This is a genomic window from Williamsia sp. Y721, assembly GCF_059683565.1.
Window position 1 is genome coordinate 356,436 of sequence record NZ_JCASNH010000005.1, and the last position, 15,211, is coordinate 371,646.

Here is a 15,211-nt window from a genome sequence, read left to right on the forward strand (position 1 = left end):
AGTCGCGAATTGGCTTACGTCAATGCGGGATACCATCTCGCAATATGAGGAGCGGATCGTATCGCCGCTGTAACAACCTGCGTCGGTCAGCCGACACATGTCATCCGTTGCCGAGGGCCGCCGACAGACGTTCGGCGCTGCTGCGAAGCGCGTCGATATTTCGCTGAACCTGCTCATCACTCGCGACCGACGTCGCCACCACGGCCAGTGCCGCAACAACGTGGTCGGCCTGGAACACGGGGGCCGCCAACGTGCGAAGTCCGTTGACAACAGGAGATTTGACCGAGACGCCACTCTCACGGATGCGCACCAGTTCGGCGGCGAACTCGGGATCGGACTGGATTTCGCGGCGCAGCATCGGGACCTCCTCGTCGGGGAGATACGCGCAGAAAACCCGCCCTTGCGCGGACGCGGTCGGTGACAACCTGGCACCGAGGCGCACGGCGACGCGCGCAACGTGATCGGTGTTGTCGTTGGAGGCGACCACGATGGGGCTCTCGCCGTCCCACACACTGAGCACAACCGTCTCCTGGACCTCCCGGAGGAGTTGCTCCATCAGCGGTTCCGCGAGCTTGATCACCGGTAGTCCGGAGCGGGCCGCGGCCGCCAGTGTGAGGACCTGGGGGCCAAGTGAATACACGGTTTCGGTGGGGTCGTAACGGAGCAGGTTCACCTCGCGCAACGCCTTGGTGTAGCGGTGCGCCGTCGCCTTACTGGTGCCCAGCGCCGCCGTTATCTCGTTCAGCGACAATCGCGGACGAGCCGGGGTGAAGGCAGACAGGATGACGGCAGCACGTTCGACCGCCTGGATGACTGGCGCACCCTTTTCTTCCGGTGTCTTGGCCACCACCGTCACCTCTTCTCTCCAGCTGCCCATCTGCCACCGATGTCGGCGTAGATATGTGCACAGCGCATCAGGTCGCTGACGCGCAACACGTCGCGATCGGCATCGTCGTCGTCCGCCACACTAACCGGCCCTGTCCGGACGGTTTCGACACCGGCCTCGCGGAGCAGCGCACCGTCTGTGGATCCGGTCCAACTGGTCACTTCGGGGGCGCTTCTTCCGTGGTGACTCTGCCATACTGCGCGGGCAGTGTTCACGAACACAGAATCTTGTGACGTGAGACCGGCAGCCTGCGGCGTTGTCAGCTCCACTGCGACAGTGCAGCCCTCGAGGGGACTGCCCGCGAAGGCCCGGTCCATTGACGAACAGAGATCGGCGGCCAGGTCGGCGACGACATCGCCGGGCATCGTGACGAGATACACGTAGAGATCGACATGGGACGGCAACAGATCGGGTTTGCGAACCGAACCCGTCCTGACCGCGCCGATCCCCGCCTCACGCCCGATCTGACCATCGCGGTGGCCACTGTGCGTCAGCCGGTGGCGCCAGTCCTCGAATGCGGCGCACATCGCGCCGATATGGATGGGGAGGCCACCGGATGGTTGCGCACGGTCGCGGCTGAGCACCGCACCCCGCTGACCCGAAACCCGGATACGCAGGTATCCCGCTCCCGGTTCCTCCCACAGCACGCCCGGCGGACCGCATTTCGCGACAATCGCGGCGCCAGGGGGCGGATAGGCCTCGAGATGGTCCTTCAGACCGCTGTAGACCGCATCGGCAGGACCGGGATGCTCACCAAGCGTGTTCTCATGCGTTCCGCCACCGGCAAGTACCAGTCGCAGGGAGCGCGGTGCGGATGTCGGCAACGACGTTGCAGCACTGGCAAATCCGACCAGTGCCGCCGCCGCCGGACCGCGCGCGACCCCGAGACCGAACGCCGAGACGGCATCCGCCCGCCTGGTGAAGCCCACCGCTGCATCCGCCCAGGACCCGGTGATGTCGTGATCGGCAGACCCGATCCCCGTCAGGGACGTGTCGAGGTGGGAGTACACAAGCAGATCGTCGCGCGACGCAACCCTGGTGCAGCACACCAGGTTCGCGCCAGCGCTGCCGATCTCGTCCACCGTGAACGACAAGGCCGGCCAGCGCAGGCCTGCCCACCGGGCGAGCGCATACGCGGTCTGCCGCTCTTCACCCCGCGGTGTCGGCTGTGCGGTGAGAACACCGATCGCCCCGAGCAGGCTGTCGATGCCTGTCGAGTCGGTGCTCGGCGGGTCAGTGTGCCCAGGTCCGGTCATCGGCCTCCGCACGCCAGATATCGATATTCCGCGGATCTCGTTTGAGACGACGGGGACGGTGCGTCTCGTGTTCCTCCGCGGAGAAGATGCGGTGTCCGTCACAGAGTTCGTAACGGGGCCCGTGTTTTTCATCGAACAGATAAAACGCGATCGAGGTCGACGCCGAGTGGTTCACCACGTCGCCGAGAATCTTCACGCCCTTGTACTGGGCTCGCGCACGGCGACGCATCACACCGTCCAGATCGCCCATGATGAAACACAGGTGCTCGAGTGCGAACTTCGTACTCCGGCGGATTGCCAGGCTGTGGTGATAGCGATCTTCACACCGCAGAAACGCCGTGAAATCTTCGACATAGTCAGAAGGCATGAACCCGAGGACATCGAGGTAGAAGGCCAGGGTCTGCTCGTACTTGTCGGTCACGATGAACGGATGGACCAGTCGCTGCGGCCTCAGGTCCGGCCACGGCGTCTCCGCATATTCGAGGAAGCCCGTGAACAACTCCACCAGAGTGCCGTTGGGGTCACGAACCGCAAAGCCTTCCTGGCACAGCCCTTTTGTCCCATCGGTCAAGGGCAAGATCTCATGCCCCGACTCGGCAACCCGGTTCCGGAGATCGGCAAGATCTTCATCGGCGACGTGGAAACCCACACCGTCGTAACGGAACTCGGTCAGTGACGGATCCGAGATCAGTTCGATACTGTGGTGTTCCAGGCCGACCCGAAGGTAGGCATGGGTGTCGTCATGGCCTTCGGTGGCAAGGCCGACATGGTATTCGAGGAACTCGATGGTGGCGGCCATGTCAGGGACCGCGAGGCGCACAAATGCTGCACCTGCGGGCCCCCGACGGCGGTTGTTGCCTGGTTCGGACACGGACCTTGCCTTTCGTATGCGTGGAAGCCGTTGACGCCCACGTGTGACCACCGTTCGAGCGGATACGAAAAGGGTAAGAGCCCCGAGACCGACCGTCAAGCAATGTGGGACAACGTCTCGTAATGCAACATGTACGTAACCTAAGGGCAGCGATCGGTCACTAACGTCCATGGTGGGGCGAGAAACTCGTGCCCCGCCCCAGGCACCCGCCCCTCACCCTTTTCCTCGCTCGAAAGGTTCATCCTCCATGCCCATCTTGCAACCACATTCCGGGGAACGTCTCGGCGATCACTACGTGGCCGCGTCCCCCAAGACGGTGTCGTGGGGACGGCTGCCGACTCCGGACCGTGAACCCGTTCTCACCATCGCCTCCGGCGAGACCGTCACCATCGACACCATCTCCCATGAGGGGCTGATGGAAGATCAGGGACGAGATCCACTGTCATACTTCGGCTCTCACGGCGTATCGGCAGGGGATGTCCTCGAAGACCTCGTTGAACTGGCCGCATCCGACGTGGTCCACACCAGGGGGCCGGACGGCCCACACGTTGTCACCGGACCGATTCACATCGACGGCGCCAAGCCCGGCGACATCCTCAAGGTCGAGTACCTCGACCTCACACCCCGAGTGCCCTACGGCGTCGTCTCGAGCCGTCACGGCCTGGGCGCATTGGCAGGCGAACGCCCGGTCAGCGACGAGACGGGTGAGCCCGTACCGATCATCAGCCAGTTCTGCACTGCGGACGTCGACGAGTTCACCGCGACGATGCGGTGGGGTGACAAGCGGCGAATCACGTTCCCGCTCAGTCCGTTCATGGGCCTGTCCGGACTCACCGCGAACACCGATGTCGCCCTGAACACCATCCCGCCCGGGGCACACGGCGGCAATCTGGACGTCCGCGACCTGGGACTGGGGTCGACGATGTACCTACCGGTGCAGGTGGACGGCGCCGGTTACTACATGGGCGACCCCCACTTCGCACAGGGCAACGGCGAGGTCTCGTTGACCGCGCTCGAGGCGTCGCTGCGTACGACCGTTCGGCTGACGGTTCTCTCTGCGGCGCAGGCCTATCCCGCCACCGGGGGCATCGACGGACCGTTCGGCGAGAGCCCCACCCACTGGATTGCCATGGGGTTGGATCAGGATCTCAACGAAGCCATGAAAAAGTGTGTCCGTGAGGCCATCCGACTGCTCAGCCAGGTCGCCTTCGTTCCGGAGTCCATCGCGTATCTGTACCTCAGTGCCGCAGGCGATTTCGTGGTCAGCCAGGTTGTGGACGACGTCAAGGGCGTGCATTGCCTGATCCGTAAGGCCGACTTCCCGGCCTGGACCTAGTACAGGAACAGATCCGCCCCTGCCGGTAGCCCTTCATGGGCTGCAGGCAGGGGCGGATCGCTCTATCCGATGTCCCGGCGGGCAAGTCACAGCAGAGGGTTTCAGCCTGCTGACGTCGGCCGGGTGGCAACTCTGATCCGTTTCAACAACACCGCGGCAACCGCCGCGACGCAGGCGACGCACGCGAAGGCGAATGGCCACGACGACGCCTCGACGATCACCCCCATCAGCGGTGGAGTGATCGCCATCCCCGCCGCGACTGCGGTGTTCTGCACGCCGAGCAAAAGCCCGATTCTGGTGGGTCCGGCCAACTCCCCGATCGCCGTGAACGCCAGGCCATTCCAGCTGATCGACGACAGACCGGCGCATACCAACACGATGACCGCGACGGCCCCGCCGATCATCTCACCGACGACGGCGAGCCCGAACAGCACGCTGGTCACCACGGCGACGTGCTGCAACGGGGCCAGACGCATTCCCTTGCGATCCGACCAGGCACCGAGTCCGATACGTGCTGCGCCGCCACCGAGTTGGACGAGCGCGAGCACTCCGGCCGCCGCGATCGCCGACATCGCGTGTCCATCAACCAGATAGACGACCAGGAATCCCACGACCGTCAATTGCGGCACGACAAGAAGAAACGAAACGACGCACAGTTGCACGAGGACGCGGGTGCTGCCTGCGTGAACTTCGGACTCGTGCGTCCGCTCCTCCGCCTCCACCGGCCTGTCAGGTTCGCGAATGAACACGACCACCACGACCGCACCGACGCCGCAGACAGCCGCCGCGAGGAGTAGCGCACCACTGAGCCCCCATCCCCTGGCCGCCGCCGGCAACGTCACTGCCGCCACGGCCGCACCGAGGGGGATCGCGGTCTGCCGAACGCCCATCGCAAGGCCGCGTTCGGAGCGCGGGAACCACAGGATGACCGCACGCCCACTGGCGGCGTTCACACTTGCGCAGGAGGCCCCGGCCAGCGCCATCGACACCATCAGGGTCCACACCGATGCCGAGAGGGCGGCACCGATCAAGCCGCAGGCGCCGAGCACGAGGCCGACCGTCATGACCCACCGTTCACCGATCCGGTCGGCCAGAAAGCCCCACGGCACGAGAAACAACATCAGCCCGATCGTGCTTGCGGCCAACACGAAACCCAACGCGGTGAGCGACAGGGTGAATTGCGATCGCAACATGGGCGACAGGCTGGGCATGCCCTGAAGCACCGACGCTGCCGAAGCCTGGGCGAAAACACCTGCGGCCAGCACAACCCATCGGTATCGGCTTTTGGAGGCGGCCGCCGGCACCACGATCGACGCTTCTTCTTTCATCTGCGTCATGCCGCGCCGCTCTCCGCCCACCTCATGCGATGTATCTTGTAATGCGCGATATCGTCATGTCAACCAAGATGATAGGTCTCGACGTGCTTTCGGCGCCATCGGCCCGGATCAACTGCCCGCCACCCACACCACGACCGGGGACCGTCAAATATCTACCCGCACCAACACCCCTGGGCGCGCGACCACGGGCGCGGCTGGGCGAGCGGGCGGCCAACAGCTATGGCCCCCGGATCCCCCAGGGGCCATAGCTGTTTTCGGGAGTCGGGGTCAGCCGAACTCAGTCGACCTGGACGCCTGGAACCACCAGGGATTCGAGGTCGGGCATGCTCTCGAGCTGATCGGACTTCAGTGCCATCTGGGCCATGTCCTCGAGGACCGCCATGTCGATGGACGACGTGATGGTGTTCCCTGGCAGTTCCAACAACGTGGCGGCAGGCGTCTTGCAGACGGCACTGGCGATCTCGAAGGACTCCGCCTCGTTTGCCGGGTCGTGAATCTGCTCAATCGACTCGTTCAGCGCCGCAAGCCACTTGCCCTCCACGCCCGGATGATCCTTGATCCAGTCGGTCATGCCCGTATACGTCGCATAGATCGCGTAGCCACCATTCGCGGATGTGAACGCGTTGCCGATGGAGTCCAGGGCATCCGCGTTCATGGCGAGAGCCGAGGCCGGGAGCTGACCTGCGTCGACTCGACCCGACACGACGGCCGGTCCGAGCTCGGGAAAGGGTAGTGCGACGAACTCGACCTTCGAGGGATCGCCATCGGCCTCACGCACCCAGTTCTCGATCATGATCTGGTTGATGCCTGCGAGTTCGTTGACGGCAACCGTCTTGCCCTCGAGGTCGGCGGCGCCCTTGATGTCCGACCCCTTCTTCACCGCGACACCACCGGCCTGTGGCGCGGGTGGCTGAGCGCTTGTGTAGGCGGCACTGACAACAGTCAGATCGATTCCCTGCGCCTCGGCACGGAAGATGCTGAACGGATCGGTGAACGCGAGATTGACCTCACCGGGCTGCAACGCCGCGATCCCCGGCGCGCCACCGACTCCGGGCACAACGGTGACGTCGAGCCCGTGTTCGGCGAAGATACCCTTCTCGACGCCCCAGTAGAGGTACCGCTCATCGCAGAGATTGAGGCTGCTGACCTTCACGGAAATCGGCGCGTTGGGATCGGCCGAGCTTCCCGAATCCGATGAACTGCCGCCACAGGCGGCCACCATCAACGTGGCGGCGACGGCTGCAGTGACCCCAAAGGTCCTGACTATTGGACGCGTACAAATCACGGGGCATTCCTCCTGAGCGGACACAGCCGCACATGCATGGTCGGTGAACGCATCTCTGGACACATGATGCGATCTTGCTATGGGAGATGGTGTTCCCGTCAGATTGCCCGTCGGTCGCGGGGCCGTAACACTCGCGTTTCGCCGGGCATCCGACATCAACCCCCGACGTGTTCGGGCAGCTCACGGGGCTGCAACCACCGTCGACCAATCCGGCTTCGCCACCCACCACACGGGCTGATCAGACCTTCCCGCGGCGGGCGGTCCGTGTTGGTAACCTCACCGTTTCGTTGCAGCAACACCGGTTCCGTAGATGTACGTGGTGTGGAGTACGGAAAGTTCCCTCGGAGCGTCACCAGCCATGCCCTCCGGGTTCGCACCGGTGAGCGTCGTCGCGAGGAAGCACGTCGCCTACGGGACATCCTCAGCGGCACACTCGAGCACCAACCCGATCAAGTGACACGACTACCTGACGAGTCCGCCCTCTCGAAAGGTCATGGTGCATCGCGAAACACCGTCCGCGAAGCGTTGCACCTACTGGCCGATGAGGGACGTATTCGGCGTCAGGTCGGAACCGGCAGCTTCCCCGGCATGATCCCGAGTCGGTACAGATTCGACAGGTTGTTGGACGGCTCGGAGATTGCGGGGCGCTACGCACGGCTCGATTCCGCCCTCCTGGGATTGAGCGTTCTCGAGTCGATCCCGGACACCCTGCGAACGAGTCTGGACCTGCCTGCAGATGCAACGCGTCTGGCCGTCTTCGAACGGGTCGAGTCTGCTGATGGCACGCCCGTGGAACTACGCACCTATCTGCTCCCCCTGGTTGCCGCTGATGTCATCGACGAGACCGTCGCGGCCGGCGACGTGTACGCGTACATCGAGATGGGACAACAGAGGTCCATCGCATCGGCGGCTCGCGCGGTCTCGGCGGTCGCCGCCGATGCCGGTGTCGCGACCATTCTGGGCGTGCCCGAGAGCACACCTCTGCTCTTTCTCGAATCAACCCTGTTCGACGACGACGGTCGCGTGCTCCTGGTGACCTACGGCCGACATCGCAACGACCGTGTCACCGTCACGTTCAACGCCGTGCGAGAACGCACTCGGCCCGACGCCACGTAGGGACACCCACGCCGCCGCGCGCGGTGTCCCGGCGGCTCACTCGGCAGGAAGGTCGGCCCAGTCCGAACCCTCCGAGATGGCTGCCATGGTGCTCTGTCCGTCGAGGGCCTCACGGATGATGTCGGCGTGCCCGCAGTGGTGCGCGGTCTCACGCAGCAGATGCAATGCCATCTTGCGCACTGTCCACCAGTCCCGCTCGGGCTGCCAGGGGGCGGTCGGCTGTGGGATCAACTCGTCCAGGCTGGCCACCTCCGCGATGACGCGGTCGTAGTCGGCGGCGGCGCGATCATATTCGTCGAGCCAATACGCGAGCGTCTCGTCGTCGCGGAGCGTGTATGCATCGCCGACCTCGCTCATATCGAACTCGGCATTCTCGTCGCGCTCACGAATCGTCTGTGCATTCCCGCGTTCACCTTGCGCCAGGTGCTTGATCAGACCGCCGATGGTGAGTTCGCTGACAGTCGTCCGCGTGCGGGCCTTGGCGTCGGTGAGGTTGCGTGCCGTCACTTTCAGTAGTGCCCGCTGGTCGGAGAGAAGCGTCAAGATGTCCGCTTTTTCGCCGGTGACGGGGACAGTGAGAGCGACGGAGGTATAGGTGCCGGCCATGATCGAGTCCTTTCGGGAACTGATGGGAACAGTGCCCACGTTATGACCTATAGAGGACAGTTCCGGTCCGCAATTGTGGCCGCAGCTATAGAGTGCTTCCGAGGTGTCCGCGCTCACAGGGGCCTCGGGTCTTAGGATTACGAACACGGGGGAAGACGGACCAATGCATGACGCGACGAAACTGGAGACGAAGGCGAATATGAACGCAAAGCAGCCGACCATCATTTACACCCTGACGGACGAGGCGCCGATGCTTGCGACACACGCATTCCTCCCGGTTGTACGTGCGTTTGCCGGTGCGGCCGACATCAACATCGAGTCGAGCGACATCTCCGTTGCGAGCCGCATCCTTGCCGAGTTCCCCGATTACCTGACGGACGACCAGCGTGTGCCGGACAACCTGGCCGAACTGGGCCGTCTGACACAACTGCCCGAGACCAACATCATCAAACTGCCGAACATCAGCGCCTCGGTGCCGCAGCTTGTCGAGGCCATCAAAGAACTCCAGGCAAAGGGCTACAAACTCCCCGACTACCCGGGCAACCCGAAGACCGACGAAGAAGTCAAGGTTCGGGATCGCTACACCAAGTGCCTCGGAAGCGCCGTGAATCCGGTTCTCCGCGAGGGTAACTCGGACCGCCGCGCACCAAAGGCCGTCAAAGAGTTCGCCCGCAAGCACCCGCACAGCATGACCGAGTGGTCGATGGCCTCGCGGACCCACGTGGCACACATGCGCGAAGGCGACTTCTACCACGGCGAGAAGTCGATGACCGTCGACGGCGACCGCGACGTGAAGATGGAACTGCTGACCAAGAGCGGCAAGACGATCGTCCTCAAGCCCAAGGTCTCCCTGACCGACGGTGACGTCATCGACAGCATGTTCATGAGCAAGAAGGCCCTGATCGAGTTCTACGAGGAGCAGATGGAGGACGCCTACGAGACGGGCGTCATGTTCTCGCTCCACGTCAAGGCCACGATGATGCGCGTCTCGCACCCCATCGTCTTCGGCCACGCCGTGCGGGTCTTCTACAAGGACGCATTCGCCAAGCACGGCGATCTGTTCGACGAGCTGGGCGTCAACGTCAACAACGGCCTCTCGGACCTGTACAGCAAGATCGAGTCCCTGCCCGCGTCCAAGCGTGACGAGATCATCGAGGACCTGCACAAGTGTCACGAACACCGGCCGGAACTGGCCATGGTGGATTCGGCACGGGGTATCTCGAACTTCCACTCGCCAAGTGACGTCATCGTCGATGCCTCCATGCCCGCGATGATCCGGGCCGGCGGCAAGATGTGGGGCGCCGATGGTCGGCCCAAGGACACCAAGGCCGTCAACCCGGAGTCCACCTTCTCTCGCATCTACCAAGAGATGGTCAACTTCTGCAAGACCAACGGCCAATTCGATCCGACCACCATGGGCACCGTCCCCAACGTCGGCCTGATGGCACAGAAGGCCGAGGAGTACGGCTCACACGACAAGACCTTCGAGATCTCCGAGGACGGCGTCGCCAACATCACCGACCTGGCCACCGGTGAGGTCTTGCTGTCGCAGAACGTAGAGGCCGGCGACATCTTCCGTCTGTGCATCGTCAAGGACGCCCCGATCCGCGACTGGGTCAAGCTGGCCGTGTCGCGCACCCGCGATTCCGGGATGCCGGTCATCTTCTGGCTCGATCCGTACCGCCCGCACGAGAACGAGCTGATCAAGAAGGTCAAGACGTACCTCAAAGATCACGACACCGAGGGCCTCGACATCCAGATCATGTCGCAGGTCCGCGCCATGCGGTACACCCTCGAGCGAGTGGTCCGCGGCTTGGACACCATCTCCGCGACGGGCAACATCCTCCGCGACTACCTCACCGACCTGTTCCCCATCCTCGAACTCGGCACGAGCGCCAAGATGCTCTCCATCGTGCCGCTGATGGCCGGTGGCGGTTTGTACGAGACGGGCGCAGGCGGTTCGGCTCCCAAGCATGTCAAGCAGTTGCTCGAAGAGAACCATCTGCGCTGGGATTCGCTCGGCGAGTTCCTCGCTCTCGCCGTCAGCTTGGAAGACCTCGGCAAGAAGACCGGCGACGCCAGGGCGGTGATCCTGGCCAAGTCGTTGGACGCGGCGACCGGCAAGCTGCTGGAAAACAACAAGGGTCCCTCACGCACCACCGGCGAACTCGACAACCGCGGAAGCCAGTTCTATCTCGCCCTGTACTGGGCACAGGAACTGGCCAACCAGACCGAGGACGAAGAACTGCGGAAACACTTTGCCGCACTGGCAGATACGTTGTCCAAGAACGAAGCTGCCATCGTCGAAGAGCTCAACGACGCCCAGGGCAAGCCCGTCGAAATCGGCGGCTACTACCTGCCGGACACCGAGGCCGCGACTGCTGTGATGCGACCGAGCAAGACCTTCAACGAGGCGTTGACTTCCGCTCAGTCCTGAACCGCGGTTCACTGATCCGCTCCACTTCCACGAACCGCTCCAGTTGCAGCACGACGCAACTGGAGCGGTTCGCTATAGGTAGAGCTGTTTTCGTGGCCATCCACAAGATGATCAATCGTCAATCCTGAGATAGCCGTCGCGAAACGTCGTCGTCCCAAATGGTCGCGAAGGCATCCTCACGGCATACTCGGACTGGGTCCTCCCTGGCCGACCGGGTTATTGATGGTCTGGCAGGCACAGCGGCGGCACCAAATGTGCACTCGACAGGCCGTTCGCGGTAGTACAAAAGCGTGCTACCGCTTCACGAAAGATGAGAAATGGATCCACTGCGCTCGACGGACGCGAAAAGTTCTGCCAATTCGAGCGATCACGGAGTGGGTGAACGAGAAGAGAAGATCACGGATTCTCCGGACCGTTCCGAAGGCACCCCTCGCGACCATTTCGCAGCCGTCACCGGTGCATATGCCGATCCCGCTCTTCTCGCCATTCTCGAAGGCCTGCGTTTGCCCGACGGAGACTCGCAGTCCCCCATCTGGTCGGTGCTCGGCGACAGCGAGCGGTTGCGAGCGATCGCCGACACCGGACTGCTCGAGCCGGGACCTCATCCGGCGGTCGATCAGATCGTCGGTATGACCATCGAAGCAATCGGGATCCCGTACGCCGCCCTGAACATCATCACAGACGTCGAGCAGGTACACGCCGGGATCGCGTACCGCTCAGGTGACATCGGGGACCGCCGGACGTATCCCCTTGCCGATTCGCTCTGCGTGTACGTGGTCGCCAGCGGATCCCCGCTCATCATCGACGACATCGCCGACCATCCGGTACTCGGGGATCATTCGGCCGCCCGAAGTGGTGCGGTCGGCGCATACATCGGCATCCCGATCGTCGACGACGCGGGTCAGGCGGTGGGTACGCTCTGCGCCTGGGACACCGATCCGCATCATTGGTCCAGCGGCGAGATTCAGATCATGACCGACCTTGCCGACGTTGTCCAAAACTCCATTTTCGATCATTAATATCTCGGCACCCGATTTTAATTCAAGGCCGACTGAGACCAATAATCCGCGCTCGAACCGAGCGTGTATTGCGACACCGCATATAGAGTGTGTTTAATTGTGAGTGCACCAAATTTTATGAGTGATCTGACCTTGCCATGAATGGAGTGGGAATTGCCACAATTGCTCGAGGTCGAAACCTCGACTGCACCCAGTGGCCCCCCGCGTAATTCTCCGAATACTCGAAGAACATTCGGAGAACTCATCCGGACCGATCCGTTGAGCACCATCACCACAATTTCCATAGATGTGTTGTCTGCGTCGATCGCGGTCGCACTCGCCTGGTGGTGGGTGGTCTCGTCGGATTCACCCCACCCACCCATGTGGTGGCTCGCGATGTTTGTTCCCGTCGTCGTGATCGTGATGGGGTTGCGATCGTTGTATCGCCGCTCACTCAACCGCCGATTCCTCGATGAGTTCTACGGAATCCTCTCCTCTGCCGCGATCGCGACGATGCTCTTGCTGTGCAACCTGGTCATTTTCGGGATCACCGATCGGCCCGGGATTGCCGTGACGAAGTTGTGGGTGTGTGCCAGCATTCTCATTCCGCTCGGGCGTCTTCTCCGTGTGGTGGTCCAACGTCGCCTGCAACGGCACTCCCACCTGGTCTCCCCCACGCTGGTCATCGGGTCCGGACCGGTCACCCAACATGTCATCGATCGGATGATCGCGGCTCCGGAGCACGGCATGAACCCCGTCGGCGTGCTGTCGGCCGAAACCCTCACCCGCGGTGACCAAAGGCTCGACACCGACCAGGTGCCGTACCTGGGCACTGTTGACCAGCTGGAAGACGCGATTGCCAGCACACAGGCCGAACGTCTCGTCGTGGCATTCACAAACGTTCGCTGGGAGATGCTGACGGCGGCGGTCCGCATCGCGCACCGCCACGGACTACGGGTGTGGGTGGTACCCCGCATGTACGAGGTGATCGGCTCGAAGAGCGCCGTCGACCATATCGGCGGTATGCCATTGCTATCTGTGCCCCACACCAATCCACGCGGGTGGCAATTTCGCGCCAAACACATCAGCGACCGCGTCACCGCGGGCCTTATCCTGCTGGCGATCTCACCCCTGTTCCTGTTGCTCGTATTGTTGGTGCGGTTGAGTTCTCCCGGGCCGATCTTCTTCGCTCAACAACGGGTGGGGCGTGACGGGCAGGTCTTCGGCTGCCTCAAGTTCCGGTCGATGCGGCTACCCGATCCCGCGACGCCGGCGTATGTTCCGAAAGTCGGCAACGCACCGGGCGGTGTCGAGGGTATCGATCGACGGACACGGATCGGAAAGCTCATGCGGACGACGTCGATGGACGAACTCCCCCAGCTCCTCAATGTCCTTCGGGGTGACATGAGCCTGGTCGGACCTCGGCCCGAACGTCCCGAATTCGTAACCCTTTTCGAGGCGCAGATCCGCCGCTACGGCGAGCGGCACCGAGTCAAGGCCGGCGTCACGGGGTGGGCTCAGGTCCACGGCCTGCGCGGACAGACGTCCATCGCCGACCGTGCCGAATGGGACAACTACTACATCGAGAACTGGTCGCTGTGGCTGGACATCAAGATACTGCTGCTGACCGTGCTCGCAGTGCTCAAGCGCGCCGAATGATCTTCCGATAGAGCCTTTCATGCCCTGTCGGACGCGAGTCCATGAGCTCGCTTCCTGCTCACGAAGACCGAGTTGTATTCCGGCGCCAATCTCGACGCGGCCACGTGATAAGGCACGAACATGAGTACCTCGGTGATGACAAACGAGACGAATACAGCAGTGCTGGAGTGGAAACCGAACAGGAAGGCCAGTCCCAGCACGACGTAGAGCGCGGTGTTCGCAGCTCTGAGCCAGAAGACCATCTTCGTCAGTCCCGCTCGTCGCAGCGCGGCAAAGGGAATGGTGGTGATCAGCATGCACACCTTCCACAGGCATGCGATCGCCAAACCGACATACAGGGAGCTGCTCCAGGCGGGGCCGAAGATCAAGCTCCACACTCCCAGGTAGGCACTGCCGAAGATCGCCGCCGTGCCGACAACAAGGATCAACGCGACGCCTGCCACCTCGCCCTTGTGCCCGTGGGCGAGCTGACGCACGCGGCCATAGGCAAGGATCGGTTCGAGAACTCCCGAAATGGTTGAGACAACCCGGAAACCAACAGCTGCCGACGGGCCGAGGATCACCAGGATGAAGGACGCCAATGCGGGTTGCACCATGCCAACCGTCGCGGTTTCGCCGGTGACCCACGCAGCTCTGGTCAGGTCAGGCGGCAAACCTGATTCCCGCCGGTCCGGCAGTGGCCAACACCTGATGAGGATGGCCAGCAGGGCACCCGCGGCCAGAACCCTTACGCAGTTGGAGTTGTCACCCACGGCAAGGATCAAGGCCCCCAGAGCGCCCACCATGAGGACTGCTGCGGCAACCGATTCGAGCTTCCAACTGCCCCGAACGACTCCGATCGTCCGGGCCATCAGCAACCCTGACGACAGTCCCAGCACGCCGACCAGCGTGACGACCGTCGGCGGTACCGGCGGACTCACGATGAGAAGGGTGCCGGATACAAGGCTCAGCAATGCCATCCACCAGGGCATCTTTATCTTGTGGTCCGCTTCTGGGGTGGCAAGGCGGGACTCGACCACGAACGCCGACAGCAGCTGGGCCACATAGGTTCCGATCGCCAGCGAAACGGCCAGGCGACCCTGTTGGTCGATCGGCGCGACGCGCGCGAATACTGCGACGAAAATTGCCGGGAAAGCGTTGAGTGCCAGCCCGGCGGCGATTTGCACCAGCGGCTCGACGCGCTTCCCGTCAACCACTGACCGTATTCGTGTCACCACACGTCGGCCTCGCCGGTCACGTCCATGAATTCTTCGAAATAGGTGTCGTGGACCGCTCCACGATGCGACGCCCAAATATTCTCGCCAGCGGGATTCAATCTGGTTGGGGCAATTCCTGGTAGCAAGTGCGTTATTGCACTTCTGCACCGAAATGTCCGCTCCACCTGTAGTAGTCTATGTCACGGATTGGTTGCCCTGCTCGCTGAG

12 protein-coding genes are annotated in these 15,211 nt (G+C 62.9%); 5 read left to right on the forward strand and 7 right to left on the reverse strand.

The features are described from left to right. Nucleotides 1–100: 100 nt before the first annotated feature. The 3 genes from AC56PL_RS25165 to AC56PL_RS25175 are packed head-to-tail and all read right to left on the reverse strand — an operon-like array spanning nt 101 to nt 3,013. A complete protein-coding gene (locus tag AC56PL_RS25165; protein WP_495517361.1) occupies nt 101–877 on the reverse strand; it encodes an IclR family transcriptional regulator domain-containing protein in 777 nt (258 codons plus the stop codon). Continuing rightward, on the reverse strand, nt 853–2,142 hold the full coding sequence (locus tag AC56PL_RS25170; RefSeq protein WP_497155511.1) for a hypothetical protein: 1,290 nt from the start codon (nt 2,140–2,142) through the stop codon (nt 853–855). Before AC56PL_RS25170 ends, AC56PL_RS25165 begins: the two co-directional genes overlap by 25 nt. After that, complete coding sequence (locus AC56PL_RS25175) at nt 2,120–3,013, reverse strand: VOC family protein (RefSeq protein ID WP_495517359.1); 894 nt, start codon at nt 3,011–3,013, stop codon at nt 2,120–2,122. The genes AC56PL_RS25170 and AC56PL_RS25175 overlap by 23 nt, the downstream gene beginning before the upstream one ends. A gap of 247 nt (nt 3,014–3,260) precedes the next feature. On the opposite strand from AC56PL_RS25175, the gene AC56PL_RS25180 reads away from it, so the two are divergent. Further along, the gene (locus AC56PL_RS25180; RefSeq protein WP_497155512.1) at nt 3,261–4,349 is read left to right on the forward strand and encodes an acetamidase/formamidase family protein; all 1,089 of its coding nucleotides are present in this window, start codon (nt 3,261–3,263) and stop codon (nt 4,347–4,349) included. A 101-nt stretch (nt 4,350–4,450) separates the two neighbouring features. Here AC56PL_RS25180 and AC56PL_RS25185 read toward each other — a convergent pair whose 3' ends face one another. Together AC56PL_RS25185 and AC56PL_RS25190 are read right to left on the reverse strand one after the other, a co-directional pair. After that, nucleotides 4,451–5,686, reverse strand: coding sequence for an MFS transporter (locus AC56PL_RS25185; RefSeq protein WP_495517357.1), 1,236 nt, complete (start codon nt 5,684–5,686; stop codon nt 4,451–4,453). 277 nt (nt 5,687–5,963) lie between these two features. Beyond that, nucleotides 5,964–6,971, reverse strand: a complete 1,008-nt coding sequence (locus AC56PL_RS25190) for an ABC transporter substrate-binding protein (RefSeq protein ID WP_497155513.1) — start codon at nt 6,969–6,971, stop codon at nt 5,964–5,966. A gap of 321 nt (nt 6,972–7,292) precedes the next feature. Here AC56PL_RS25190 and AC56PL_RS25195 point away from each other — a divergent pair, with 321 nt between their 5' ends. Then, a complete protein-coding gene (locus AC56PL_RS25195) occupies nt 7,293–8,087 on the forward strand; it encodes a UTRA domain-containing protein (protein ID WP_495517355.1) in 795 nt (264 codons plus the stop codon). A 36-nt stretch (nt 8,088–8,123) separates the two neighbouring features. On the opposite strand, the gene AC56PL_RS25200 is transcribed toward AC56PL_RS25195, so the two are convergent. After that, nucleotides 8,124–8,693 (reverse strand): DinB family protein, encoded by a 570-nt coding sequence (locus tag AC56PL_RS25200; RefSeq protein WP_497155514.1) that lies wholly within the window; start codon nt 8,691–8,693, stop codon nt 8,124–8,126. 199 nt (nt 8,694–8,892) lie between these two features. Here AC56PL_RS25200 and AC56PL_RS25205 point away from each other — a divergent pair, with 199 nt between their 5' ends. The 3 genes from AC56PL_RS25205 (at nt 8,893) to AC56PL_RS25215 (ending at nt 13,787) form a co-directional block, all read left to right on the forward strand. Beyond that, a complete protein-coding gene (locus AC56PL_RS25205; protein ID WP_497155515.1) occupies nt 8,893–11,130 on the forward strand; it encodes an NADP-dependent isocitrate dehydrogenase in 2,238 nt (745 codons plus the stop codon). 317 nt (nt 11,131–11,447) lie between these two features. Beyond that, nucleotides 11,448–12,149, forward strand: coding sequence for a GAF domain-containing protein (locus tag AC56PL_RS25210; RefSeq protein WP_497155516.1), 702 nt, complete (start codon nt 11,448–11,450; stop codon nt 12,147–12,149). 141 nt (nt 12,150–12,290) lie between these two features. Then, entirely contained in the window at nt 12,291–13,787 is a 1,497-nt protein-coding gene (locus AC56PL_RS25215; RefSeq protein ID WP_495517351.1) for an exopolysaccharide biosynthesis polyprenyl glycosylphosphotransferase, read from the forward strand. 17 nt (nt 13,788–13,804) lie between these two features. Here the strand turns inward: AC56PL_RS25215 and AC56PL_RS25220 are convergent, their stop codons facing one another. Beyond that, nucleotides 13,805–14,983 carry a polysaccharide biosynthesis protein gene (locus AC56PL_RS25220; RefSeq protein WP_497155517.1) on the reverse strand — a complete coding sequence of 393 codons (1,179 nt, stop codon included), beginning with the start codon at nt 14,981–14,983 and terminating at the stop codon, nt 13,805–13,807. Between the last annotated feature and the right edge of the window lie 228 nt (nt 14,984–15,211).

What these genes read in the sequence shown, in the direction of transcription:
- AC56PL_RS25210 (WP_497155516.1), top strand. Translation starts at nt 11,448, where the DNA reads ATGGATCCACTGCGCTCGACGGACGCGAAAAGTTCTGCCAATTCGAGC.
- AC56PL_RS25165 (WP_495517361.1), bottom strand. Translation starts at nt 877, where the DNA reads ATGGGCAGCTGGAGAGAAGAGGTGACGGTGGTGGCCAAGACACCGGAA.
- AC56PL_RS25205 (WP_497155515.1), top strand. Translation starts at nt 8,893, where the DNA reads ATGAACGCAAAGCAGCCGACCATCATTTACACCCTGACGGACGAGGCG.
- AC56PL_RS25215 (WP_495517351.1), top strand. Translation starts at nt 12,291, where the DNA reads ATGGAGTGGGAATTGCCACAATTGCTCGAGGTCGAAACCTCGACTGCA.
- AC56PL_RS25170 (WP_497155511.1), bottom strand. Translation starts at nt 2,142, where the DNA reads ATGACCGGACCTGGGCACACTGACCCGCCGAGCACCGACTCGACAGGC.
- AC56PL_RS25185 (WP_495517357.1), bottom strand. Translation starts at nt 5,686, where the DNA reads ATGACGCAGATGAAAGAAGAAGCGTCGATCGTGGTGCCGGCGGCCGCC.
- AC56PL_RS25200 (WP_497155514.1), bottom strand. Translation starts at nt 8,693, where the DNA reads ATGGCCGGCACCTATACCTCCGTCGCTCTCACTGTCCCCGTCACCGGC.
- AC56PL_RS25180 (WP_497155512.1), top strand. Translation starts at nt 3,261, where the DNA reads ATGCCCATCTTGCAACCACATTCCGGGGAACGTCTCGGCGATCACTAC.